The 25,320-nt window shown below is 62.5% G+C and carries 22 protein-coding genes and 2 tRNA genes; 16 read left to right on the top strand and 8 right to left on the bottom strand.

Going from position 1 to position 25,320, the window contains the following annotated elements; translation table 11 throughout:
• Positions 1-15 precede the first annotated feature (15 nt).
• Positions 16-1,590 (bottom strand): AmpG family muropeptide MFS transporter, encoded by a 1,575-nt coding sequence (locus tag E6P07_RS06370; protein ID WP_153974838.1) that lies wholly within the window; start codon positions 1,588-1,590, stop codon positions 16-18.
• 276 nt (positions 1,591-1,866) lie between these two features.
• Between E6P07_RS06370 and E6P07_RS06365 the strand changes: the two genes are divergently transcribed.
• The 8 genes from E6P07_RS06365 (at position 1,867) to E6P07_RS06330 (ending at position 9,952) form a co-directional block, all read left to right on the top strand.
• Entirely contained in the window at positions 1,867-2,766 is a 900-nt protein-coding gene (locus E6P07_RS06365; protein WP_153974837.1) for an alpha/beta fold hydrolase, read from the top strand.
• A gap of 1 nt (position 2,767) precedes the next feature.
• Positions 2,768-3,643, top strand: coding sequence for an HDOD domain-containing protein (locus tag E6P07_RS06360; protein WP_153974836.1), 876 nt, complete (start codon positions 2,768-2,770; stop codon positions 3,641-3,643).
• The gene (gene uvrC, locus E6P07_RS06355; RefSeq protein ID WP_153974835.1) at positions 3,627-5,459 is read left to right on the top strand and encodes an excinuclease ABC subunit UvrC; all 1,833 of its coding nucleotides are present in this window, start codon (positions 3,627-3,629) and stop codon (positions 5,457-5,459) included. The genes E6P07_RS06360 and uvrC overlap by 17 nt, the downstream gene beginning before the upstream one ends.
• 4 nt (positions 5,460-5,463) lie before the next feature.
• Positions 5,464-6,048 carry a CDP-diacylglycerol--glycerol-3-phosphate 3-phosphatidyltransferase gene (gene pgsA, locus E6P07_RS06350; protein ID WP_153974834.1) on the top strand — a complete coding sequence of 195 codons (585 nt, stop codon included), beginning with the start codon at positions 5,464-5,466 and terminating at the stop codon, positions 6,046-6,048.
• Between the two features lie 60 nt (positions 6,049-6,108).
• Positions 6,109-6,184, top strand: a tRNA-Gly gene (locus E6P07_RS06345).
• Between the two features lie 163 nt (positions 6,185-6,347).
• Complete coding sequence (locus E6P07_RS06340; RefSeq protein WP_153974833.1) at positions 6,348-7,766, top strand: acetyl-CoA carboxylase biotin carboxylase subunit; 1,419 nt, start codon at positions 6,348-6,350, stop codon at positions 7,764-7,766.
• A 30-nt stretch (positions 7,767-7,796) separates the two neighbouring features.
• A complete protein-coding gene (oadA, locus tag E6P07_RS06335) occupies positions 7,797-9,626 on the top strand; it encodes a sodium-extruding oxaloacetate decarboxylase subunit alpha (RefSeq protein WP_153974832.1) in 1,830 nt (609 codons plus the stop codon).
• Positions 9,626-9,952, top strand: coding sequence for a cysteine-rich small domain-containing protein (locus E6P07_RS06330; RefSeq protein ID WP_153974831.1), 327 nt, complete (start codon positions 9,626-9,628; stop codon positions 9,950-9,952). The genes oadA and E6P07_RS06330 overlap by 1 nt, the downstream gene beginning before the upstream one ends.
• A 13-nt stretch (positions 9,953-9,965) precedes the next feature.
• On the opposite strand, the gene E6P07_RS06325 is transcribed toward E6P07_RS06330, so the two are convergent.
• Positions 9,966-10,460, bottom strand: a complete 495-nt coding sequence (locus E6P07_RS06325; RefSeq protein ID WP_153974830.1) for a DUF302 domain-containing protein — start codon at positions 10,458-10,460, stop codon at positions 9,966-9,968.
• A 64-nt stretch (positions 10,461-10,524) separates the two neighbouring features.
• Positions 10,525-10,806: a cupin domain-containing protein gene (locus tag E6P07_RS06320; RefSeq protein WP_153974829.1), complete on the bottom strand. Its 282-nt coding sequence runs from the start codon at positions 10,804-10,806 to the stop codon at positions 10,525-10,527.
• A gap of 366 nt (positions 10,807-11,172) precedes the next feature.
• On the opposite strand from E6P07_RS06320, the gene pncC reads away from it, so the two are divergent.
• The 7 genes from pncC (at position 11,173) to E6P07_RS06285 (ending at position 18,366) form a co-directional block, all read left to right on the top strand.
• A complete protein-coding gene (gene pncC, locus E6P07_RS06315) occupies positions 11,173-11,718 on the top strand; it encodes a nicotinamide-nucleotide amidase (protein WP_211363171.1) in 546 nt (181 codons plus the stop codon).
• A 402-nt stretch (positions 11,719-12,120) separates the two neighbouring features.
• Positions 12,121-13,173 carry a recombinase RecA gene (gene recA / locus E6P07_RS06310; protein WP_153974828.1) on the top strand — a complete coding sequence of 351 codons (1,053 nt, stop codon included), beginning with the start codon at positions 12,121-12,123 and terminating at the stop codon, positions 13,171-13,173.
• A 75-nt stretch (positions 13,174-13,248) separates the two neighbouring features.
• Positions 13,249-13,668: a regulatory protein RecX gene (locus E6P07_RS06305; RefSeq protein WP_153974827.1), complete on the top strand. Its 420-nt coding sequence runs from the start codon at positions 13,249-13,251 to the stop codon at positions 13,666-13,668.
• 39 nt (positions 13,669-13,707) lie between these two features.
• Positions 13,708-16,314, top strand: coding sequence for an alanine--tRNA ligase (gene alaS / locus E6P07_RS06300; protein ID WP_153974826.1), 2,607 nt, complete (start codon positions 13,708-13,710; stop codon positions 16,312-16,314).
• Positions 16,315-16,425: 111 nt separating this feature from the next.
• On the top strand, positions 16,426-17,652 hold the full coding sequence (locus tag E6P07_RS06295; RefSeq protein WP_153974825.1) for an aspartate kinase: 1,227 nt from the start codon (positions 16,426-16,428) through the stop codon (positions 17,650-17,652).
• 271 nt (positions 17,653-17,923) lie between these two features.
• Positions 17,924-18,133, top strand: coding sequence for a carbon storage regulator CsrA (csrA, locus tag E6P07_RS06290; RefSeq protein WP_153974824.1), 210 nt, complete (start codon positions 17,924-17,926; stop codon positions 18,131-18,133).
• A gap of 142 nt (positions 18,134-18,275) precedes the next feature.
• Positions 18,276-18,366: transfer RNA gene (locus E6P07_RS06285), tRNA-Ser, on the top strand.
• A 101-nt stretch (positions 18,367-18,467) separates the two neighbouring features.
• Here the strand turns inward: E6P07_RS06285 and E6P07_RS06280 are convergent.
• Entirely contained in the window at positions 18,468-19,742 is a 1,275-nt protein-coding gene (locus E6P07_RS06280; protein WP_153974823.1) for an HlyC/CorC family transporter, read from the bottom strand.
• A gap of 218 nt (positions 19,743-19,960) precedes the next feature.
• On the opposite strand from E6P07_RS06280, the gene E6P07_RS06275 reads away from it, so the two are divergent.
• Positions 19,961-20,908 carry a recombination-associated protein RdgC gene (locus E6P07_RS06275; RefSeq protein WP_153974822.1) on the top strand — a complete coding sequence of 316 codons (948 nt, stop codon included), beginning with the start codon at positions 19,961-19,963 and terminating at the stop codon, positions 20,906-20,908.
• Between the two features lie 64 nt (positions 20,909-20,972).
• Here E6P07_RS06275 and rsxC read toward each other — a convergent pair whose 3' ends face one another.
• From rsxC to E6P07_RS06255, 4 genes are all read right to left on the bottom strand, one after another.
• Positions 20,973-22,559, bottom strand: a complete 1,587-nt coding sequence (gene rsxC / locus E6P07_RS06270) for an electron transport complex subunit RsxC (RefSeq protein WP_153974821.1) — start codon at positions 22,557-22,559, stop codon at positions 20,973-20,975.
• 13 nt (positions 22,560-22,572) lie between these two features.
• A complete protein-coding gene (gene rsxB, locus E6P07_RS06265) occupies positions 22,573-23,142 on the bottom strand; it encodes an electron transport complex subunit RsxB (protein WP_153974820.1) in 570 nt (189 codons plus the stop codon).
• 64 nt (positions 23,143-23,206) lie between these two features.
• Positions 23,207-23,788, bottom strand: coding sequence for an electron transport complex subunit RsxA (gene rsxA / locus E6P07_RS06260; RefSeq protein ID WP_153974819.1), 582 nt, complete (start codon positions 23,786-23,788; stop codon positions 23,207-23,209).
• A gap of 120 nt (positions 23,789-23,908) precedes the next feature.
• Positions 23,909-25,249: an MFS transporter gene (locus E6P07_RS06255; protein WP_153974818.1), complete on the bottom strand. Its 1,341-nt coding sequence runs from the start codon at positions 25,247-25,249 to the stop codon at positions 23,909-23,911.
• Between the last annotated feature and the right edge of the window lie 71 nt (positions 25,250-25,320).

Raw genomic sequence — 25,320 nt, 5'->3', positions numbered from 1 at the left:
AAACTCGCTATGGTATCACCCGGATCTGGCATCGCGCATCGCGCCCCTCGCGAGCTCAAGCCGCCGTCCGGCGATCCAGACCAGCGCAATCACTGGGATCCCGATCAGGGTAGTGAAGACAAAGAAGCCCGGATAGCCGATGCCATCGACGATGCTACCCGAATAGCCGCCGAGCACCTTGGGCAAGAGCGTCATGAGCGAGCTGAAGATGGCGTACTGCACGGCGGTGAAGGAGACATTGGTCAGGCTCGACATGAAGGCGACGAAGGCCGCGCTGGCCAATCCAGCCGCCAGGTTGTCCGAACCCACGGCGAGATAGAGCAGGACCAGGTCCGCCCCGACCTGGGCCAGGGACACGAAGATCAGGTTGGTCCCAGCCGACAAGACGGCGCCCAGCATCAGGATCCTCGGCACCCCATAGCGGTTCGCCAGTAATCCACCGAGCACTCCGCCAGCGATGCCGACCACGACCCCGAAGGTCTTGACCGCGGTAGCGATCTGCGGCTTGGTGAAGCCCAGATCCTGATAGAAGACATTGGCGATGACCCCAAGCACGATGTCCGAGATTCGGTATAGACCGATGAGCGCCAGCAGCAGCAGCGCTGTCCTGAGCCCATAGCGACTGAAGAAATCGAGCACCGGCTCGATCCAGACGCGACGCGCCAGAGCCGGGTCGATCGCACCCAACCGGACCAGCAGCCAGCCGACGCCTGCCGCACCCACCAAGGCCAGGCCGAGGTGCAGGGCCTCCAGCAGGAAGGTCCCGAGTACACCGGCGGCGAGCCAGTGTTTGAGATCAGCGAGCACTGGACCGCTCACGAAAAACCCGCCGCCGAAGGCGCAGGCCATACCGGCAAACACCAACACTAGGCGCAGCGAGTCCGGTACCGCATGGGCGAGCCTCTGGGGACGCTCGCTCTCAGGCTCAGAGGTGGTGAGGGTGGTGAGTACCCCGATCAGCATCGCGCCGGCCATGATCAGATAGGTCGTGCTCCAGGCGCTGTAGCTGTAATGTCCAGGCTCCGACCCGAAGGTCGAGGCCAAAAACAAGGCGCCTGCCCCAGAGGCCACCATGGCGATGCGGTAACCGGCGATATAGGTCGAGGACAACAGCGCCTGGAGCCGGGGCGGGGCAGACTCGATACGATAGGCATCGATCACGATGTCCTGGGTCGCCGAGGAGAAGCCAAGCAGCACCGCAGCGAACGCCATCTGGATGAGGCTGGAGCCGCCGCGTGCCGGATCGATCAGCGCCATGAGGACAATGGCCGTGATGATTGCCAGTTGCGAGACCAGCAGCCAGGCGCGTCGCCGACCCAGCCGGCGCGTTAGCCAGGGCAGGGGCAGGGTATCGATCAACGGCGCCCAGACGAACTTGAACGAGTAACCCAGCGCCGCCCAGCTGAAGAAGGTGACGGTCTCGCGCTCGATCCCGGCCTCGCGCAGCCAGAGTGACAGCGAGGAGAAGATCAAGAGCAAAGGGATCCCGGCCGAGAAACCGAGCAGAAACATCACCAGCACGCGCCGGTCGCGCAGCCCGGCGAGCGTCCGGCGCCAATCGCTCGGTGCTTCTGAGTGGAGCTGAGCCATATATGTGAGAGGATCCTGATCTGCGATACGCCAGGGTGCTCGCCTAGCAGGTTAGGCACCCTTGGCGACAAGGGCAAACCGAGCGCCCCAGGTAGGAGATTCGACGATTCCGAAGGTGAGCATCCGCCACCCGGACTTTGCATCCATACAACTTCATGACGTCTCGATCAGGGCGCGGTTAGAATAACCGTATCAATGTCTCGATCCGCCCTTAAAGAGGGTCGAGCGTCCTTGTGTCAGGGCGCCGCCGGCCATTCCATAAGGAGGTACCCACAGATGAGTCTCCGCCCACCAGGGCAGCGGACGCTACCAGAGGCCATCGCCGCCCCCCGCCGCGATTTTATCACCCGCGATGGCTGGCGCCTGGCCTATTATGCCGAGCGGATCCATCCAGGCCGTCCGCTGGTGCTGATCCATAGCATCAATGCCGCCTCCAGCAGCTTCGAGATGCGACCCCTGTTTGAGCACTACCGCCTCTCGCGCCCGGTCTATAGCCTGGATCTACCCGGGTTCGGACACTCAGAACGCCGGACCGGGGGCTATTCGCCTGAGCTCTACGCCCGAGCCATCGCCGATCTGCTGACCCAGGTCGTCGTAGAACCAGTCGATCTGATCGCCCTGTCCTTGAGCGCTGAGTTCGCCGCGCGCGCTGCGCGTCTGGTCCCAGAGCATCTGAACTCACTGGTCTTCATCTCGCCGACCGGGTTCGGGGGGCGTCCGCTGCCGAATTCAAGCCCCCTCGGAACCCTGATGCAATGGCCCAAACTCGGTCAATGGTTCTACGGCCTGGTCGCCTCGCGTCCGAGCATTCGTCACTTTCTCAATCGCTCCTTCGTTGGCCCGGTGCCGCAGGCGATGATCGATCATGCCTGGGCCACGGCACACCAGCCAGGGGCGCCGCATGCGCCGCTGGCCTTTTTGGCCATGCGTCTGTTCACGCCGGACGCCATCGATCTACTCTACGACCGGCTCACGGAGCTCCCGGTTCTGGTGATCGCCGATCAGGATCCTTACATCGGTTTCGAACGCCTGCCGAGCTTCATCGTGCGTCATCCGACCTGGCATCGCGTGACCCTGGAGCCACACCGAGGACTGCCGCACTGGGAGAGGCTCGCCGAAACGGTCGCGGCACTCGATGACTTCTGGGCGCATCCACCACGCCAAGGGATGAGCTGACATGATCCATCCAACCAACCCTCAGTATCACGCCCTCTATCCGCCCCGCACCGATCTCGAAGCCGCCTTTCGGTCTGTGCGGCACGCCAAACTCCCCCAGCTTCCAGATATCGTCCATAACCTACATGAGGAGCTGAGGCGTTCCGAACCCGACCTTACGCGCGCGTCCAACCTCATCGCCATGGACCCCGCCCTGACCGGGCTGGTGCTCAAGACCATCAATTCGCCGCTTTTTGGCCGGGGCACCAAGATCAGCAGCGTCCATCAGGCCGCGGCCCTGATCGGATTACGGCGTCTCACCAATTTGGTCACAGCCGCTGCCTTCAATCGCCTGCTTGACGAGTACGAAGGCGGGGCGCGTCTGATCCTCGACTTCATCCAAGAACAAACCCAGGTCGCTGCAGCCATAGCCACGCTGACCCCGGAACTCAAACCGGATGAGGCTTCCCTGTTTGCGCTGATGCAAGGGGTCGGCTGTCTCATCTTCGCAGACCTGGTCCCTGACTATGGCAATGAGTGGGCGCTCCGGGCCCTGACCGCACCTCAGACCCTGATCGAGTATGAACGTCGCATCCTGGGTACGGATCACGTCACGGTCGGCTTTCTGGTGGCTGGAACCTGGCATCTACCCGAGTCGGTGGTCTTGGCGATCTATCATCAGTATGCCCTCGAACCGCCTGCCCAGTTTGAGGGATCGTTGCGCCTGTTGATCGCTGTCGCCAGGCTGGCGCGGGTGGTGTTGGCGCGACGGCGGGGGATCGAGGATGACCCGGATCTGTTAGATCAGCGCGACTGGGCGCTCGCTGAGCTCGCCATGCCACCCGCGGCCTGGGAGCAGCGGATCTCTTCTCTCTTGGCGGATGACCGGGGGCACTGAAACCAACGCCGACTTGCGGCGCCGGCTCGTGGAGCTACCTTTGGGTCCAGGGGTCTATCGGTTCTTGGATGCCGAGGGCGGCGTGCTCTATGTCGGCAAGGCCAAGAACCTCAGACGCCGGGTCGCCAGCTATTTCGGGCGCCGGCTCACACCGCGGCATGCGCGTCTGGTCGGCCTGATCGCCGACATCCAGGTGACCGTCACCCGCAGCGAGGGCGAGGCGCTGCTCCTGGAGAGCCAGCTCATCAAGTCGCTCAAGCCGCGCTTCAATGTCCTGCTCCGGGACGACAAAAGCTATCCCTATATCTGGCTCACTACCCAGGATCTCTATCCGCGTCTTGCCTTTTATCGCGGCCCGCGCCGGGTCGCGGGGCGGCTGTTTGGACCCTATCCGAGCGCCTGGGCGGTCCGCGAGACCCTCCAGATCCTGCAACAGTTGTTTCCAGTGCGTCAGTGTGAAGACGCCGTCTTCCGCCATCGCTCGCGTCCCTGTCTCCAGTATCAGATCGAGCGCTGCAGCGCGCCCTGTGTGGGCTTGGTCACGCCCGAGCAGTATGCAGAGGACGTCGCGCGTACCCTCAAGTTTCTCGACGGGCGCGCCGCAGAGGTGATCGAGGAATTGATCGGCGCCATGGAGGCGGCGGCCGCGGCGCTCGAATTCGAGCGCGCGGCCCAGTATCGCGACCGCATCCAGGCCTTGCGTCGGATCTTGGAACGCCAGGCGGTGATCGGCGAGGACGGCGATCTAGACCTCATCGCCGCGGCGCGCGCGGACGATGTCTGGTGCGTCCAGGTGTTCGTCGTCCGTCGCGGACGGCATCTGGGCAACAGCGCCTTCTTTCCTAAGGTGCCGCCAGACATGGACGAGGGCGCGGTCTTGGCCGGTTTTCTGGCGCAGTTCTATGCCAGCCACGAGATCCCAGAGACCCTGATCCTAAGCGCCCTGCCAGAGGACGCCGAGACCCTGGGCGCCGCGCTCGCCGAACGGGCGGGTCGAGCGGTTCGGCTCCAGATCCAGGTACGCGGTGAACGCGCCCGTTGGCTGGAGATGGCGCGCGACAATGCGCGTTTCGCACTCAACCAGCGGCTCGGTAGCCAGGCCGGCCACACCCAACGGCTGGAGTCGCTGCGCGCTGCTCTGGATCTGGCCGAATGCCCCAGGCGGATCGAGTGTTTCGACATCAGTCACACCCAGGGAGAGCAAACGGTCGCCTCCTGCGTGGTCTTCGACGGTGAGGGCGCGCGCAAGTCCGACTATCGGCGTTTCAACATCACCGGCATCACGCCAGGTGATGACTATGCGGCGCTCGCTCAGGCGCTGACGCGCCGTTACAAGCGCGTGGCGCAGGGTGAGTATCCGATCCCGAACCTGATCCTGATCGACGGCGGACGCGGCCAGCTTGCCGCCGTCGATGAGGCGCTCCAGGAACTGGGTCTGTATGGCCCGATCCTGGTCGGCGTTTCCAAGGGGCCGGATCGACGCCCAGGCAGCGAGCGCCTTTGGTTGTTGGGTCGAGAGGCGCCCGTTATACTGCCGAGCGAATCACCAGCCATGCATCTGATCCAGCAGATCCGCGACGAGGCCCATCGCTTCGCGATCACCGGCCACCGTCGGCGCCGCGCCAAGGCGCGCCTGACCTCGGTGTTGGAGGATATCCCCGGACTCGGACCCAAACGGCGTCAGCGTCTGCTCAAACACTTCGGCGGACTACGTGGCCTGGAGCACGCTGGGGTCGAGGACATCGCTAGGGTCGAGGGGATCGGCCATCCACTGGCCCAGCGCATTCACGCCGCCTTCCATCGCGACCAAGCCTGACACCATGTGGAACCTGCCGAACATCCTGACGTTGTTGCGGATCCTGCTCATCCCGGTATTCGTCGTCGTCTTCTATCTCGATGCGCCCTGGGCCCCCTATGCGGCAGCGGCCATCTTTAGCGCAGCGGCCCTGACCGATTGGTTCGACGGCTATCTGGCGCGAAAATGGGACCAAACCTCGCCGCTCGGGTCCTTTCTCGATCCGGTCGCCGATAAACTGATGGTCGCCGTGGCGCTGGTGGTGTTGTTGCAGGCCGATCCGCGGGTGCTGATCGCATTGCCTGTGATGGTCATCATCGGGCGCGAGATCACGGTCTCGGCCCTGCGCGAGTGGATGGCCGAGATCGGTGCCCGCGCGGCGGTGGCGGTCTCCGCGCTTGGTAAAATCAAGACTACGGCACAGATGATCTCGATCGTGATCCTGATCCTGCGCGAGTCGGTATTCGGTCCCTGGACCTATGGGGTAGGGGTAGTACTGCTCTATATCGCGGCCCTTCTCACGCTTTGGTCGATGGTGCTATACCTAGCCATTGCTTGGCCCAGTCTTTCGGGTCGAACTGAATCCTCAGGAAGAGGTCAACCAAACTAAATTGTCAAAATTTAGCTTGACGGACTGAAAAAAGCGCCTATAATCCCCGACCTACTGCAAGCGGGAATAGCTCAGTTGGTAGAGCACAACCTTGCCAAGGTTGGGGTCGCGAGTTCGAGTCTCGTTTCCCGCTCCATCTTTCTTTAAAAGCCCTCTTCGCGAGGGCTTTTTCATGTTCTTTGCAGACCGAGGCACCTTCGCTATAGTGTTCCAGCGCAAGAAGCCCACTCGGTGAGTTGGATCCTCGCTCATCTCAAACCCCAGTACGGCCAACGTCCGGCCGTTCCAGAGGCTCGCCCATGCTTCGTAAGATCCTGATCGCCAACCGTGGTGAGATCGCCGTGCGCGTCATCCGCGCCTGCGCCGAATTGGGCATCCGCTCGGTGGCCATCTATTCCGAGGCCGACCGTCACTCGCTCCACGTCAAAAAGGCCGACGAGGCCTACAGCCTAGGCAGTGACCCACTCGCCGGATATCTCAATGTCCACAACATCGTCAACCTGGCTGTGATGACCGGTTGCGATGCCATCCATCCAGGCTACGGTTTCCTGTCGGAGAATCCCGAGCTGGCGTTGGCCTGCGCGCGACGCGGCATCACCTTCATTGGCCCCAATGCCGAGGTCATCGCCCGCATGGGCGATAAGACCGCTGCGCGTCAGGCGATGCAGAAGGCCGGTATCCCCGTCACGCCCGGCAGTCCTGGCAATCTGAACAGCCTCGACGAGGCGCTCGACTGCGCCGAGCAGATCGGCTATCCAGTCATGCTCAAGGCGACCTCAGGCGGCGGCGGGCGCGGCATCCGGCGTTGCGACGACCCAACGGCCCTGCGTCACAACTATGAGCGCGTCATCTCGGAGGCGACCAAGGCGTTCGGACGCGCCGAGGTGTTCCTTGAAAAGTGCGTGGTCAATCCCAAGCATATCGAGGTCCAGGTGCTGGCCGACCATCATGGTCACTGCATCCATCTATTCGAGCGCGACTGCTCCATCCAGCGTCGCAATCAAAAACTGATCGAGATTGCGCCTTCGCCCCAGCTCGACGACGCCCAGCGACAATACGTCGGTGGACTGGCAGTGCTGGCCGCGCGTGCAGTCGGCTATACCAATGCCGGCACTGTGGAGTTCCTGCTCGATTCGGACGGGCGGTTCTACTTCATGGAGATGAACACCCGCATCCAGGTTGAGCACACCATTACCGAGTCGATCACGGGTGTCGATCTGGTCGATGAACAGATCCGGATCGCAGCTGGGCTCCCGCTGCGCTATCGTCAGGACCAGATCCACCGCCGCGGTTTTGCCATCCAGTTTCGCGTCAACGCCGAGGATCCCAAAAACAACTTCCTGCCGAGCTTTGGGCGTATCTCGCGTTATTACGCGCCGGGCGGTCCAGGCGTGCGCACCGATGGCGCCATCTATACCGGCTACCATGTGCCGCCTTATTACGACTCGATGTTGGTCAAGCTCATCGTCTGGGCGTTGGAATGGGACGATGTGGTCAACCGCGGCTGTCGCGCCCTGCGCGATATGGGTGTCTATGGGGTCAAGACCACCATTCCCTTCTATCAGGAGATCCTGCGCCATCCCGACTTCCGGGCCGCGAACTTCGATACCGGATTCTTGGAGTCGCATCCAGAACTTCTCAACTATTCGACCAAGCGCCGCCGCGAGGATGTCGCCGCCGCCATCGCCGCCGCCATCGCCGCGCACGCGGGATTGTGAGACCACTGGCCGCCTCAAGTGAGTTCATCCATGCCAAAGATCAAGATCACCGACGTCATCCTACGCGACGCGCATCAATCCTTGCTCGCGACCCGGATGCGCACCGAGGACATGCTGCCGATCTGTCCTAAGCTCGACGCCATCGGCTACTGGTCGTTGGAGTGCTGGGGTGGGGCGACCTTCGATGCCTGTGTGCGGTTCCTGAAGGAAGATCCCTGGGAGCGTCTGCGCAAACTGCGCGAGGCGCTGCCCAACACCCGCCTGCAGATGCTGTTGCGTGGTCAGAACCTGCTCGGCTATCGGCACTATTCCGACGACGTGGTGCGCGCCTTCGTCGGGCGTGCGGCCGAAAACGGCATGGATGTCTTCCGCATCTTCGACGCGCTCAACGATCTGCGTAACCTCAGGACCGCGATCGAGGCGACCAAGGCCGCCGGCAAGCACGCCCAGGGCACCATCTGCTATACGGTCAGCCCGGTCCATGACATCCCCAGTTTCGTCAAGTTGGGTCGCGAGCTCGCAGCCATGGGCTGCGATTCGATTGCGATCAAGGACATGGCTGGACTGCTCACGCCCTTCGTCACCGCCGACCTCGTCAAGGCGCTCAAGGACAGCGTCGATCTGCCGCTGCATCTGCACTCGCACGCCACCTCGGGTCTGGCCGAGATGTGTCACCTCAAGGCGATCGAAAACGGCTGTGACGCCATCGATACCGCCATCTCGGCACTGGCCGGCGGCACCTCGCATCCACCGACCGAGAGCCTGGTCGCGGCCCTGCGCGGCACCGAGTACGACACCGGACTGGATCTGGAGGCTATTCAGGAGATCGGGATGTACTTCTACCAGGTCCGCAAAAAGTACCATCAGTTCGAGAGCAAGTTCACCGGCGTCGACACCCGGGTCCAGGTCAATCAGGTGCCAGGCGGCATGATCTCGAACCTGGCCAATCAGTTGAAAGAACAGAACGCGCTCGACCGTATGAGCACCGTGCTGGAGGAGATCCCGCGCGTGCGCCAGGATCTCGGCTATCCGCCGCTGGTTACGCCGACCTCGCAGATCGTCGGTACCCAGGCGGTGTTCAATGTGCTGACCGGGAAGCGCTATCAGACCATCACCAATGAGGTCAAGCTCTATCTTCAGGGCCGTTATGGTGCTCCCCCGGCCCCGGTCAATCCGCTCCTGCAACAGCAGGCGATCGGCAACGAAGAGATGATCGACTGCCGTCCTGCCGATCTCTTGAAACCCGAACTGAACCGTCTAACCCAGGAGATCGGATCCTTGGCCCTGTCCGAAGACGATGTCCTGACCTATGCCATGTTCCCCGAGATCGGACGCACCTTCCTCGAACAGCGCGCTTCTGGCACCCTGGTGCCCGAGCCGCTAGAGCCACCACCACGTCCGAGCGAGCCACCCAAGGCGGCGCCGACCGAGTTCAATATCAACGTCCATGGCGAGACCTATCACATCAAGGTCACGGGTGCCGGGCACAAGGGTCAGGCCGAGCGTCATTTCTATTTCACCATCGATGACATCCCGGAAGAGGTCGTGGTCGAGACGCTCGACGAACTGGTCCTGACCGGCGGCGGGGCGGCATCCGGCCCGCGCGCCATCAGCGGCAAGCGTCCCAAGCCGAGCCGACCGGGGCATGTTGCGACCTCGATGCCGGGCAACATCGTCGAGGTGCTGGTCAAGGAAGGCGATACCGTGATCGCCGGTCAGCCGGTCATCGTCACCGAAGCGATGAAGATGGAGGCCGAGATCCAGGCCCCGATCACTGGCACAGTCACAGCCGTTTATGTCGTCAAGGGCGATACGGTCAACCCAGACGAGGTGCTGATCGAGATCTCGCCGACCTCCTGATGCAGACCAGGGACGCCACGGCAAACGAAGCCTACCAGGGCTTCACCAACCATGAATGCCCGTTCTATCCCTGCCACACCGGGGTCAAACGGGCCTTCAACTGTCTGTTCTGTTACTGTCCGCTCATCGCCTACGAGTGTCCCGGACCCTATCGGGTCTATACCGACGCCCATGGACTCAGGCGCAAGGATTGTTCGGAGTGTCGGCTGCCGCATGAGGACTATCGGGCGTCCTGGTCCTTCATCCAGAAATGGCTGGAGCGACCCATGACCTGGGGTGGGATGGAGTTGGACGCGCGCGAGCGCCAGGCCGCGCGCGGCAGTTGAGTCGGGCAGGGGATTACAGATCGCCCTTGGCGCCCGCCGTCATGATCTCGTTTATGGTGTCGCGTACCTTGATCGCCAGTTCCTTGAGGTCCGGCGGCAGATCGGCCATCTGCATCACCTGGTCCAGATCCAGCGTCACCAGCCAGGCCTTGCCGTCGCGGTCCTCGATCAGGGTGATGCGACAGGGCAGATAGGCGGCGAAATCGATGTCATGGTTGAGCATCTGGGCCGCGATACGGGCGTCGCAGAACTGGAAGATCTCGACGTGCCTGGTCTCCACGCCCATGGCCTCCAGCTCCTTATAGAGCGGCTGGCGCGCGACCAGCTTGAAATTCAGCCCGTTGGCGCGCACCAGCATAGAATCGATCGCGTCATCGATGGAGACACCCTCGGCCAGCGGCATCTTGACCACGGTGTTGGCAAGACCCATGCCCTCGGCATGCGGCGTCAGTGGGGCGAACAGCCAGAGCAGGGCGGCAAACACGGCAAGCCAGTGGATCTTTCGCATGGGATGGTCCTCGTTTCCTCTTTGATGTTCTCGTTCTTCGGTATGGAGTGCGGAGTGGGGACGCCTACGCGAAGTGATAGTGCTTTTCGACCGCCTCGATGATCTCCCAGGTACAGGAAAGACCGGACGGGAAGGTGATGAGATCGCCGCGCCCGAACTCCTGTGTCTCCCCGCCCTCGGGCGTCACGCGAAAACGTCCGCGCAGGATGTAACAGATCTCGGTCTGGTCATAGCGCCAAGGGAAGGTCGAGGGTTCCTTCTTCCAGATCGGCCAGTCATCGACGCCCATGACCTCCAGTTTGGCGGGTGATGGCTTGTGTTCGCAAAGGATCTCAAGGTCGCTCATGGTCATCTCGTCGGTTGGGTTGAATCGGATCGTCTGAAGCTCTGAAGTGTCGGCGGCTCTGCCGCACTTAATCAACCCGGCCCCAATAAAGACGTGGATCGCGCTCAAAGGTGCTGCTAGCCCGCCAACGCCTCCCGTCGAAGCGGCGGTAGGAGCGGCTTGAGCCGCGATCTTGACGGTTGAGGCGGGAAGGGAGGCTAAGATCGTGCCTTACGGCGCCACTAAAAAACCCGCCGACCTGCTTTGCCGAGATCCACCTCGACAGGGCCAGGGCTTGAATATGAAGCCTAATAGTGCGGTTTTCAGAGGCCTTTTGCCAACACCGGCGCTTGTCCGATCCGCCGTCTTCGGTGAAGATCACGTCCCATGACCACGGATCCTCACTCTCACCAATTGGTCTCATCCCACGAACTGGTGCAGCTTGCGGCGCGCGCCGGTGAACGTCTTAAGGCGTGCGGCTGGCGGTTGACGACTGCCGAATCCTGCACCGGCGGCTGGGTCGCCAAGACGATTACCGACATTGCCGGCAGCAGCGATTGGTTCGATCGCGGGTTCGTCACCTACAGCAATGCGTCCAAGCAGGAGCTGCTCGGTGTCGACGCTGGGTTGATCGAGGTGCATGGTGCGGTGAGTGCGCCCGTGGTACTGGCCATGGTCGCGGGTGCACTGGCGCACAGTCGCGCCGGGATCGCATTGGCCGTCAGCGGTATCGCCGGACCGGGTGGCGGCTCGCCCGAGAAGCCGGTCGGAACCGTCTGGTTCGCCTGGGGGCAGACGGGCAGCGGATCCGTGACACGGCGCGAGTGTTTTGCCGGCGATCGCGAGGCGGTTCGCGCCCAGGCGGTGCGCACGGCGTTGCTGGGTCTGCTCGAATATCTGAATCTTCCACACACTCACCGGACAGAAGGCTGAACACCGGCTCCCGGCGAACCGTCTGGACGCCCAGGCTTGGAGACACGCCGACCGACACACGGAGGCGGCTGCTCCGACACCGCGATCCTGCCCGACAACAGGCTGGTCAATATCGCCAGACGGCTCGACGCCCGCCGCTAACGCCACCAGACCGCCCATCCCGAACTGACCCTGATCCCAGCTAGCTACCGGGGTGACAGTCGAGATCCAGCCCCATCGGACAGGCGAGTGCTGTAACCCGAAGGATGGTACCTGGGCATCGATCAGGCGTTGAGGCTCCATGTCGCTGCTGATACAGCGCGGCTCGATCCGTTCAAGCAACGCAACCATTGCGGTAAGCTGAAGTTGCCCAAGGCTTATGTCATAATTTTTGGCTAATCGTCGAGCGCACCGGAGACCGCAATGGATGAGAACCGCAAGAGGGCGTTGGCCGCCGCGCTGACCCAGATCGAAAAACAGTTCGGCAAGGGCTCGGTCATGCGCCTGGGCGATGTGGGTGTCGTGCGCAACGTCGAGGTCATCTCGACCGGTTCGCTCGGGCTGGATCTGGCGCTTGGCATCGGCGGCGTCCCCAAGGGGCGCGTCATCGAGATTTACGGTCCCGAGTCCTCAGGCAAGACCACGCTGACACTGCACATCATCGCCGAGTCGCAGAAGCTTGGCGGCACGGCCGCCTTCGTCGACGCCGAGCACGCGCTCGATCCTGTCTATGCCGAAAAGCTTGGGGTCAATGTGAACGACCTGCTGGTCTCCCAGCCCGACACTGGAGAGCAGGCGCTCGAGATCACCGACATGCTGGTGCGCTCCGGCGCGGTCGATGTCGTGGTCGTCGACTCGGTGGCCGCACTCACGCCCAAGGCCGAGATCGAGGGCGAGATGGGCGACTCACACGTCGGGTTACAGGCGCGCCTCATGTCCCAGGCCCTGCGCAAGCTCACCGGCAACATCAAGCGTTCCAACTGTTGCGTCATCTTCATCAATCAGATCCGCATGAAGATCGGGGTGCTTTTCGGCTCGCCTGAGACCACGACCGGCGGCAACGCCCTCAAGTTCTATGCCTCCGTCCGGCTCGACATCCGCCGCACCGGCAGCATCAAGAAAGGCGAGGAGGTCATCGGCAACGAGACCCGGGTCAAGGTGGTCAAGAACAAGGTCGCCCCCCCCTTCAGGCAGGCCGATTTCGACATCCTCTATGGCCAGGGTATCTCGCGCGAGGGCGAGATCATCGATCTGGGTGTGGCCGAGGGCTTCATCGAGAAATCGGGCGCTTGGTACAGCTATGAGGGCAACCGCATCGGTCAGGGCAAGGACAATGCCCGCAACTTCCTATGCGAAAATCCCGAGATCGCTCAAGCGATCGAGGCGCGTATCCGCGACAAGCTGCTGCCCAAGTGTGGGGTTGGTGCCGCTGCCGAGACCGATGTGCCCGAATCGTTCGATCCACTGGAGGATTGACCTCTGAACGAACCCTCCCAGGCCCTGACCACGAACCAGGTCGGCGCGCACGCGGGGATCGATGAGGCGGTGCGTGTGGCCCTGCGTCTTTTGGTGGTGCGCGAACATTCGTGTCTGGAACTGACCCGCAAGCTCGGCGCGCGCGGTCTGGCCCCCGAGGCCATCGCCGGCGCGCTCGACCGGTTGATCGATGCGGGTGCACTCGACGAATCTCGGTTGGCGGCACACTATGTCGCCGAACGTGCCGCCAAGGGCTTCGGCCCGCTGCGCATCCGCGCCGAATTGCGCGCCAAGGGGCTTGCCGACAGCCTGATCGACCGCCATCTCCAACCCATGAACGACCTCTGGCCCGAGGTGCTGGAACGCACGCATGTGCGCCGCTTCGGCCAGTCACAACCCAGCGACCGTTCCGACTATGCCAGACGCGCGCGCTTCCTCGAACAGCGTGGTTTCACGCCCGATTCGATCCGGCACCTGCTCCACCTTCCTGATTGACCCTCGCCGTGCGGCGAGGGGTTCATTCGAGATCGCCAAATGACCACCAGTGCAGAGCTGCGAGCGAGTTTTCTCGACTATTTCGAGCAACACCAACACGAGCGGGTGCCTTCCAGCCCGCTGATCCCGGCCAATGATCCGACCCTGCTGTTTACCAACGCCGGCATGGTCCAGTTCAAGGATGCCTTCCTCGGACGCGAGCGTCGCGCCAACAACCGCGCGGTCAGCGCGCAGCGCTGTGTGCGTGCTGGCGGCAAGCACAACGACCTAGAGAACGTCGGCTACACGGCGCGACATCACACCTTCTTCGAGATGCTGGGCAACTTCAGCTTCGGCGACTACTTCAAGCGTGAGGCGATCGAATACGCCTGGGATTATTTGACCCGGGTGCTAGCGCTGCCGCCCGAACGGCTATGGGTGACGGTCTTCATCGAAGACCAGGAAGCCGCCGACATCTGGCTCAAGGAGATCGGCATCGATCCTCAGCGTTTCTCGCGCTGCGGGGCCAAGGACAATTTTTGGTCGATGGGCGACACCGGTCCCTGTGGCCCCTGTTCCGAGATCTTCTATGATCATGGTCCTGGCATCCCCGGCGGTCCACCCGGCTCGCCCGACCAGGACGGCGACCGCTATGTTGAGATCTGGAACCTGGTCTTCATGCAGTTCAACCGCGATGCCGAGGGCCATCTGACACCCTTGCCGCGTCCCTCGGTCGACACCGGGATGGGGTTGGAGCGGCTCGCGGCCGTGATGCAGGGTGTGCACAGCAACTATGAGATCGACCTGTTCCGTCATCTGATCGAAGCCGCGGCCCAGGCCACTGGCTGCACGGATCTGGCCGACAAGTCGCTGCGTGTCATCGCCGACCACGTCCGTTCCACGGCCTTTCTCATCGCCGATGGGGTCACACCGGGCAACGAAGGGCGCGGCTATGTCCTGCGCCGCATCATGCGCCGTGCCATCCGGCACGGGTATCGGCTCGGTTGCTCAACACCCTTCTTCCACACCCTGGTCGAACCGCTGGCGCGTGAGATGGGCGATGCCTATCCCGAGCTACGTACGAATCAGGCGCACGTCGAGCGCCTGATCAGGCTCGAGGAGGAGCGGTTTGCCGAGACCCTGGAGCATGGCATGCGTCTGCTCGACGAGGCCATCGCGGGACTGAGTGGCGATCGGATCCCAGGCGAGACCGTGTTCAAGCTCTATGACACCTATGGTTTCCCGTTCGATCTCACCGCCGACATCGCGCGCGAGCGTGGATTGACGCTTGATCTGGACGGGTTCGAGCAAGCCATGGAACGTCAAAAGGAGCGGGCACGCGCGGCCAGTCAGTTTGGGGTCGGTCATGCGCTCGATATCCAGATCCAGGGCGAAACCGACTTCTGCGGCTATGATCGGCTCCAGGAAGAAGACGCCACGATCGTTGCCCTCTATCGCGGCGGCGAGTCCTGCGACCTGCTAGAGGCAGGCGAGGAGGGGATCGTCATCCTCGACCGTTCACCCTTCTACGGCGAATCCGGCGGTCAGGTCGGCGATCGTGGTTGGATCAACTCCGAGACCGCACGCTTCGAGGTCCAGGACACCCAGAAGAAGGGCGATGGGGTGCTGGTCCATCTCGGTCGGGTCGAGGAGGGTCAATTGACGGTCGGCGATCGGGTCGATGCCCAGGTCGATGCCGAGCGTCGTCGCGCCACCGCGCTCAACCACTCGGCGACCCATCTGCTCCATGCCGCACTGCGTGAGGTGCTCGGTCCGCACGTTCAGCAGAAAGGCTCCCTGGTCGGTCCGGAACGTCTGCGCTTCGACTTCTCGCACTTCGAACCGGTCTCGCGCGAGCAGATTCTGACCATCGAGCGGCTGGTCAACCGTGAGATTCGCGCCAACCACCTGGTCGAGACCCGGATCATGAGCCTGGAGGATGCCAAGGCCTCCGGTGCCATGGCGCTTTTTGGTGAGAAATATGCCGATCAGGTGCGGGTGTTGCGTATGGGCGACTTCTCGACCGAGCTCTGTGGCGGCACCCATGTCAAGTCGGTCGGTGATATCGGGCTGTTCAAGATCATCTCCGAGAGCGGCATCGCCGCCGGTGTGCGCCGTATCGAGGCCCTCACCGGCGCCGCTGCGCTGGAGTGGGTCGAGACCGACGAGGAGCGCCTACTGCGGATCGCCGCCTTGCTCAAGGGCGGACGTGAGGACATCGACGAGCGCGTGACCCAGCTCATCGAACGCACGCGTCGATTGGAAAAAGAACTTGACCAGATCAAGGCCAAGGTCGCAGGGGCTGCTGGTCAGGATCTAGCCGCCCAGGCGATCGATATCCAGGGTGTCAAGACCCTAGCCGCACGCCTGGACGGTGCCGACCCCAAGAGCCTGCGCGTCACCCTCGATCAGCTCAAGGATAGACTCGGCAGCGCGGTCGTGGTACTTGCGACCGAGTCCGATGGTAAAGTCAGTCTGGTGGCAGGTGTGACCAAGGACCTGACCGACCGGCTCAAGGCCGGCGATCTGATCCGCGAGGTCGCCGAGAAGGTCGGCGGTAAGGGTGGCGGACGTCCCGACATGGCCCAGGCCGGCGGCAACGACCCGTCCGGACTGCCGGCCGCGCTGGAATTGGTCCCCGACTGGGTCGCTGCGCGACTGAGTTGATTTGGATCCTTAAATCTTGGACTTTGTGCCCTTTGCGTCTTCGCGGCGCAAAATCCCTCAGTAATCTACTGATTGATTGACTATGCAAGACGTGCAATCCAGGTATCAGTGATGGCCCTGATCGTTCAAAAATACGGCGGAACCTCGGTCGGGAGCATCGAGCGCATCCAGGCGGTGGCCGAGCGCGTCAAACGCTGGCGCAACCGTGGTAACCAGCTGGTGGTCGTGGTCTCGGCCATGTCCGGCGAGACCGACCGCCTGATCAAACTCGCCAAACAACTCCAGGAGCGCCCCGAGCCGCGCGAACTCGATGTGCTGCTGTCGACCGGTGAGCAGGTGACCATTGCGCTTCTGAGCATGGCGCTCGCCGCCCAGGGCTGCCCGGCGCGCTCCTATACCGGCGCACAGGTTCACATCCTGACCGATAGCGTCCACAACAAGGCCCGTATCCGCGACATCGATGCTGCCCGTATGCGGGCCGACCTCGAGGCCGGGCGCGTGGTCGTCGTTGCTGGCTTCCAGGGTGTCGATGAAAAGGGCGACATCACCACACTTGGACGCGGCGGCTCAGACACCTCGGCGGTGGCCATCGCCGCTGCACTCAAGGCCGACGAATGCCAGATCTACACCGACGTCGACGGCGTCTACACCACCGACCCGCGCATCGAGCCCAGGGCGCGCAAGCTTGATCGCATCACCTTTGAGGAGATGCTAGAGATGGCCAGCCTCGGCTCCAAGGTGCTCCAGATCCGCTCAGTCGAATTCGCCGGCAAGTACCAGGTTCCATTGCGCGTGCTCTCAAGCTTCGAGGAAGGTGAGGGCACACTGATCAGTTTTGAGGACAATGACGTGGAAGACGCCAAGATCTCCGGAATCGCCTTCAGTCGCGACGAGGCCAAGCTGACTGTGCTCGGCGTGCCGGACCAGCCGGGCGTGGCGCACCGCATCCTCGGTCCAATCGCCGAGGCCAACATCGAGGTCGATATGATCGTGCAAAACGTCGCCGCCGACGGTACCACGACGGATTTCACCTTCACAGTGCATCGCAACGACTATGCACAGGCGCTCGAGATCCTGAAACGCACTGCCGACGACCTGGGCGCCCGTCAGGTGACGGGTGATGACACCATCGTCAAGATCTCGCTTGTCGGCGTGGGGATGCGCAGCCATGCCGGGATCGCCAGCCGCATGTTCGCCGCTCTGGCCAAGGAGGGGATCAATATCCGCATGATCTCGACCTCGGAGATCAAGATCTCGGTGGTGGTCGACGAAAAGTATCTAGAGTTGGGTGTACGCACACTCCACGAGGCCTTTGGGTTGGACCGGGTTGCGGTCTAGCTGTTGTGACGGACCGTTCGTCGAAAACAGCGGCTTGAACCGCTTGTTTTTGGCGAATCAAGCCAAATTTCACTTGCAATGGGATAAAGCCCTATGTTGGTCCCATTGGAGTTGATAGAATGCCGAGCATTGGAGCCTCGCTCCAATCGCTTGTGGTTCAGACGTGGTCCAGTTTTTGCGCGGTGGCCGTGCAAGCGCGGTCGGGTTTGCCAAAACGGATGAATCATTCATGCAATTTGGATTTAGGGACTCATAAAGGGAGACCGAAACAATGTTGATTTTGACTCGCAGGGTTGGCGAAACTTTGATGATTGGCGACGAAGTCACGGTAACCGTCCTCGGCGTCAAGGGCAATCAAGTTCGGATCGGTGTCAATGCTCCGCGGGATGTGGCCGTTCATCGCGAAGAGATCTATGAACGTATCAAGCGTGAACAGGCCGGCCTCACCCAGGATGTCCCCTTAATGAGCCAGCGAGTCTAGTATGACTGATTAGGTTTGCTTGCAAGTTCGGACGGGTATGTTAACATGCCCGCCCTATTTGGTGAGCGAAGAGGCGAGACCTCGATCCAAACTTGACCCTAACCAAGCATCGAGTTTGACACCAAATAGATCTGTTTTCCACGGAGAGATGGCCGAGTGGCTGAAGGCGCTCCCCTGCTAAGGGAGTATAGGCTAAACCCCTATCGAGGGTTCGAATCCCTCTCTCTCCGCCATTCCAAATGCAAGATTTTCTTGAAAATCAAATAGATCAATCAACTGGCCCTGCGCCGCTCCCACTAAGCCCCCCCAGTCGATAAAACCACAACGCATCCTGTCACCGCCACCCCTTGCGGGGTGGTGTCGGCACGATCTTGACCGTCCGCACGCCATTGTCGGCTGTCTGGATGATCTCCAGCGGATGACCGGAGAGCTTGAGGCTGGTTCCGGGCTCTGGGATGGTCTCCATGTACTCCAGGATCAGCCCGTTGAGCGTCTTTGGCCCATCCGTCGGAAGTTCCCAGCGCAGGGCACGGTTGAGATCGCGCAGACTAATCGAGCCGTCGACGAGCAGGCTACCGTCCTCGGCGCGATGGATCTCGGGCAGGCTATCGAACGGGTCGGTGGTGAATTCACCAACGATCTCCTCCAGGAGATCCGTCATGGTGATGAGTCCCATAAAGTCGCCATATTCGTCGACGACCAGACCAACCTGCTGCTTGGTACGCTGGAAATTGAGCATCTGTTGATAGAGCGGTGTGCCTTCGGGAACGAAATAGGGCTCGCGGGCGATCTCGCGTAGCGACGTTTTGTCCAGCCCGTGTTCCAGCATCGCATGTAGGGCATTGCGTGCATGGAGCACACCGACGACGTTGTCGATACTGCCGTCGTAGAGGGGTAGCCGGGTATAGCTGGTGTTGCGGATGGTCTGGAGGATCTCGTCCTCGCTGTCCTGGAGGTCGATACCCTCGACCTCATTGCGTGGGATCATGATGTCCTCGACCGTGGCGTTCTCCAGATCCAGGATCGCCAGCAGCATCGTGCGACTGCGTTCCGGGATCATGGCCCCGGCCTCGCTGACCACGGTGCGCAGTTCTTCGCGGCTCAGGTCCGCCGGCGGCGCGCCCTCGGGGACGATCCCGATCAGTCTCAGGATGCCGTTGGTGAAGAGATTGACGAACCAGACGATGGGATAGAGCAGCGTCAGCAGGGGCCGGTAGACATGGGCGGACGGAAAGGCCAGACGTTCGGGGTGTAGGGTCGCGTAGGTCTTGGGCGCGACCTCAGCAAAGATCAGGATGACGAGCGTCATCAGACCGGCGGCGAAGCCGATGGCCGCTTCGCCGCCGAGACGCAGCGCGATCACGGTCGCCAACGACGAGGCCATGATGTTAACGAAGTTATTGCCGAGCAGGATCAGTCCGATCAGTCGGTCGGGCCGCTCCAGCAGTCGCTGGGCGAGACGCGCGCCCCTGTGTCCGCGCTCGGCGAGATGTTTCAGCCGGTAGCGGTTCATGGTCAGGAGCGCGGTCTCCGAACCGGAGAAAAAGGCCGAGAGCGCGATGAGGATGAGGAGTGCGATGAAGAGTCCGGGCAGTGAGAGTTCGTTCACATGGAACCCTTGGGTAGCCAAGATCTACCCATTCTAAACCCTGATCAGCTGCAAATTCGAACCCAGATCCAAGTTTTAGGCCGACATCGTCCAAACCCTAATCCGAAGGCGGATTCAGGCTTGCTCGAGTCGCGCTGGCGCGCACCCGCGCGCTGATTCCGGTTTTCCGCCATGTCTTGACTCAGGCATACTTCGCGCCTTTTCCAGGAGGGCTTGTCATGTTCAAGAATGCGCGTTTCTTCCGGATGGATCAGCCGTTTGAGTTCTCGGACACTGAGCTGGAGGAGGCGCTGGGTCGGCGGCGTTTCCGTCCCTGTGGTCCGATCGAGACGGCGACCCTGGGTTGGACGCCGTCGTTGGCTGAGGAGACCGAGGCGCTGGTATGGACGGTGAGCGGCTGTCATCTGGTTTGCGCCCGCCTGCAGGAGCGGCTGTTGCCTTCATCCGCCGTGGCCGAGGCGCTCGACGAACGGGTGAGCGAGCTTGAGGCAGGCGAGGCGCGCGATGTCGGTCGTTCCGAGCGGCGGCGGTTGCGCGAGCAGATCATCAATGAGATGCTGCCGCGCGCCTTCACCCGCTCGCGGCGCACCCAGCTTTCTATCGACACCGAGAGCGGCTGGCTCGTGGTGGATGCCTCAAGCGAGAAGCAGGCCGAGGACGTGATGTCGCTGTTGCGCGAGACGCTGGGTTCGCTGCCGGTCAGGCTGCCGAATCCGGTGCGCCCGGTGTCTCGTGTGCTGACACACTGGCTGCTGGAGGATCGTGTTCCGAGCGATTTTGTGGTGGGAGACGCCTGTGAGCTACGTGACCCGGGTGAACAGGCGAGCGTAGTGCGCTGTCGCCGGCAGGATCTGACCAGCGACGAGATCCTCAACCATCTGCGCGCGGGCAAGCAGGTGACCCAGCTGGCACTGGAGTGGGACGGGCGTCTGAGCTTTACCCTGGCCGAGGATCTGTCGCTCAGACGCTTACGGGTTGCGGAGACCGTGCTGGAGACACTGGACGACGACGATATGGATCCGGTGCAGCGACTGGAGGCAGAGTTCGTGATCCTGGCGTTGCAGGTGCGTCAGCTGATCGCGCGGCTCGATGAAGTGTTCGGGCTGACACCAGAAAGCCTAGACGCCGGCACAGACTCCGCAACCTGGCGGGATACCCCTTTTTGACCTGGTGCTCGACAAGCCTCGGCCTGAAGGCCTGGGAGGATGTCAACAGACCAAGCACCAGTCCTCAAGCCGAGCCGGTGTCCAGCGTCCGGCGCGTGGCGGCACGCTCACGCGCCGCCGCAATCAGGGCCTGCCTGGGATCCTCGTCGCCCATCTCGGCCTTAGGTGCGCCTAAGGCCTCCTCATGTTTGCGCAATCGCGCCCGCCTCTCTCGCTCCTGACGTTCCAGTCGCGCCTGCTTGGCGGCATAACGGGCGCGTGCCTGTTCGGCCTTGCGCCTCTCCTGTTCGCGCGCCCAGATCTCGGTCTTGGCATAGCGATAGTACTGCACCAGCGGGATGTGGCTGGGACAGACCTGGGCACAGCAGCCGCATTCGATGCAGTCAAACAGGTTGTAGTCCTGGACCCGGTCGAAATCCTTGGCGCGCGCATTCCAATACAGCTGCTGGGGCAAAAGATTGGCCGGACAGACCTCAGCGCAGCGTCCACAGCGGATACAGGCCAGCGCCGGCCCTGGATCCGGAGCCTCCTCAGGTGTGAGCGCCAGCACACAGTTGGTCGCCTTGGTGATGGGCGTGGTCGTTTCATGGAGCTCGAAGCCCATCATCGGTCCACCGCAGACGAGTTTGCGCGGGGTCTCGCGATAGCCGCCGCAGTACTCGATCAGGTGGGAGATTGGGGTGCCGATCGGGACCTCCAGATTGCGCGGCTCGGCGATGGCGCGACCCGTGACTGTCACGACCCGCGCGATCAGTGGCCTGCCCTCGAGTACGGCGTCGGCGACTGCCGCCGCGGTGCCAACGTTCTGGCACACGATGCCGATCTGGGCCGGGATACCGCTGGTTGGCACCTCCTTGCCGGTGAGGATACGGATGAGCTGCTTCTCGCCGCCACTCGGATAGAGCGTCGGGATCGAGACGATCTCGGTATAGTCGCCCATGTCGGTCGCGACCAGTGCCAGCTGCATGGCCGCGATCGCCTCGGGTTTGTTGTCCTCGATCCCGATCAGCACCGTTCGCGCCCGCAGCAGATGATGCATGATGCGCACGCCCTTGAGGATGTGCGCCGCGCGTTCACGCATCAGCCGATCATCGCAGGTGATATAGGGCTCGCATTCGGCGCCGTTGATGATGAGGGTCTGGATCTCGCGATCCGTGCCGGGCGTAAGCTTGACGCTGGTCGGAAAGGCCGCGCCGCCCATGCCGACCACGCCGGCCCAGCGGATGCGTTCACGGATCAGCCCCGGGTCGAGCTGTGGATAGTCGGCGAGCGCGGGCGGGAGTTCGGCCCAGGTGTCCAGACCATCCGGTTCGATCAGCACGCAGGGCGCCGATAGCCCGGATGGATGGGGCACCGGATGCGGCTCGATCGCAACCACCCGGCCCGAGGTCGGGGCATGGACCGGGGCGCTGATGAAACCGTCCGGTTCAGCGATCATCTGGCCCTTGAGTACGTGGTCGCCTACAGCGACCAGCGGTCGTCCCGAGGCGCCGATGTGCTGTTGCAGGGGCACCCAGAGACGCTCGGCCAGGGGCGCGCGCTCGATGGTGCGTTCGTTCGACAGCGCCTTCTCGTCCGGGATGTGGATGCCGCCGTGGAAGCGCCACAGACGGCGCTGGCCGGTGGATTTGGGCTTGAGTGCAATGGCCATGCGACAGCGTTCCTCAGGCGGCGTCTCGGAGGGGCGCGACACTGTCGCTCGCGACCGGCTGATGGGCCGGATAGGGCCAGCGCCAGCGTTGGATGTCTTCGGGGATTGGGCGCATCTCGATGCAGTCGACCGGGCAGGGCTCGACACAGAGCTCGCAGCCGGTGCATTCGCTGTTCAGGACCGCGTGCAACTGTTTGGTCGCGCCGATGATGGCATCGACTGGACAGGCTTGGATGCAGCGCGTGCAGCCGATGCAGAGCTCGGGGTCGATGAAGGCGACTGATGGCACCTTTTTCTTGATGTCCATGGCCACTGGCTCACGTCCGAGCAGATCGGCGAGCGTGAGTACCAGGGCCTCGCCACCCGGCAGACATCGGTTGATCTCGGCCTCGCCCTTGGCCAGTGCCTCGGCATAGGGACGGCAGCCCGGGAAGCCACACTGACCGCATTGTGTCTGTGGCAGTAAGGCGTCGATCTGGTCGGCGATGGGATCCCCCTCGACTCGAAAGCGGAGCGCCGAATAACCGAGCAGGACACCGAAGAAAACGGCGAGGGTGGAGAGGGCCAGGATGGCGGCTAACATGACGACGGATCACTCAATGACGGCCAATGGGAGAGACACAGACGCGGCATTGATACCCACGGACTCAGTTTGGGACCAGACCAGCAAACCCCATGAAGGCCAGCGACATCAGTCCGGCTGTCACCAGCGCGATGGCACTGCCCTGAAACGGCTCGGGCACATCGGCCACGGCGACCCGCTCGCGGATGGCGGCAAAGAGCGTCAGTACCAATGAAAATCCGATGGCGGCACCGAACCCATAGAGCGCGGACTCGACCAAGGTGTGCGCGGCCTGCTGATTGAGCAGGGACACGCCCAGCACGGCACAGTTGGTGGTGATGAGCGGCAGGAAGATGCCCAGCAACTGATAGAGCATGGGACTGGTCTTGCGCATCACCGTCTCGGTGAACTGCACCACGGACGCGATCACCAGGATGAAGGAGATGGTGCGCAGATAGCCGATCTCGAGCGGTACGAGCACGAACTTGTTGACCACCCAGGTGATGACCGAGGACAGTGTCATGACAAAGGTGGTTGCCAACCCCATGCCGGTCGCGGTCTCCAGTTTCTTGGATACGCCCATGAAGGGACAGAGTCCAAGGAACTTGACCAGCACGAAGTTGTTGACCAGCACGGTGCCGACCAGGATGAGCGCATATTCGGTCATGCGAGCGAGGAATGAGGGAAACAGATGAAGGTCGACGGACCGGACATGGGCGGATAAGCATACGCCGCTCGTCGTTTGGCTACAACCGACATTCGTTGTGGTTTATGCCAAGCACCGGCCTCACCAGGCGCGAAGTCCGGCCTCGTGTTCCTCGGCGATCCGGCGTCCGCGAGTCTCGTCGATGCCGAGCGCGACCAACCACGCCAAGGCGAAGAGTAGGGCGCAGAACAGCATCGCCTGCTGGAGTCCGAACCAGGTCTGGAGCAGCCCGATCCCGAGCAGACCGAAGACGCTGGCCAGCTTCATCGCCAGGCCCCAGAAGCCAAACAGCTCGGCCGAGCGCGAACGCGGGGCGAAGAGTCCGACCAGGGCGCGGGTGCTCGACTGACAGGCGCCGAGACTCGTCCCCGCGATACAACCGACGACCAGGAAGATGTGCTGCGCCTGCCAGTCGAGCCCGAACCAGAGACGCACCCCGTCGGCGATCTGGGGTGTGAGGTAGATCAGGACGATGGCGACGATCCAGAGGATCAGGGTCAGGCCATAGGTGCGTTTGACCCCTACGCGGTCCTGGACCAGACCGAAGACAAAGGACCCGGCTGCGGCCGTGATCTGGACGGCCACGAACATCAGGGTCCGGATCCCTTCGTCCCAGCGGATGACCTGGGCGCCATAGATGAAGGTATAGGTGATGATGATGGCGATACCGCCCATCGAGAAGAAGACGGCGATCAGCAAGAGTACCAGGTCGCGGTGATCGCGCAGATGGCCGAGCGTCTGACCAACCCGACTGAATCCCAGACGCAGATAGCCCAGTCCCGGTGGCAGCGGACGCGCGGTGCCGCGCTCGCGGAGCCACAGGAAGGTCGGGAGCGCAGCGACCAGGAAAAACAGCGCCGTCCAGGGACCGACCCAGCGGATACGCTCGAAGTTCTCGGCGCTGACCTCACCGAGGACCAGCAGGACAAAACTGGCGGCGACCAGTCCGCCGAGATAGCCGAGCGCCCAGCCAAAGCCCGAGATCTTGCCCAGATCTTCGGGCGGGCCGAGGTCCGGCAGAAAACTGGCGATGAAGGACTCGCCGATTGCAAAGCCAAAGTTCGACAGGATCAGAAACACCATCCCGACCCAGACCTGCCCGGGCGCCGCCCAGTAGAGCGCGGCCGTGGTCGAGACCGTCAACAGATAGCTCGCGAACAAGAAGCGCTTCTTGCTCGCGCTGTAATCCATGATGGCCCCCGCCACTGGCGAGACCAGCACCACCATGAGATAGCTCGCCGCGAGCGCCAGGCTCCAGAGCAGATTGCCGAGCCGGTAGTCAGGCGCATCGCCGACGATGACGCGCGTGAACAGATCACCGAAGACGACCGTGATGATCAGCAGCGTATAGGCCGAGTTGGCGAAGTCGAACATCGCCCAACCGAGGATCTCGCGGTGCGGGGCACGGGGTCGTCTGGACATGGTTCTGTTCCTCGCGTGGTTGGCCGATCGGACTTCAGTCTTTGGTCATTTGGTCATCGACATGCACGGTC

This window comes from Thermochromatium tepidum ATCC 43061, from assembly GCF_009664085.1.
Classification (GTDB): domain Bacteria; phylum Pseudomonadota; class Gammaproteobacteria; order Chromatiales; family Chromatiaceae; genus Thermochromatium; species Thermochromatium tepidum.
The sequence above is the reverse complement of the archived record's forward strand: the minus strand, read 5'-3'. Positions and strand labels throughout refer to the sequence as shown.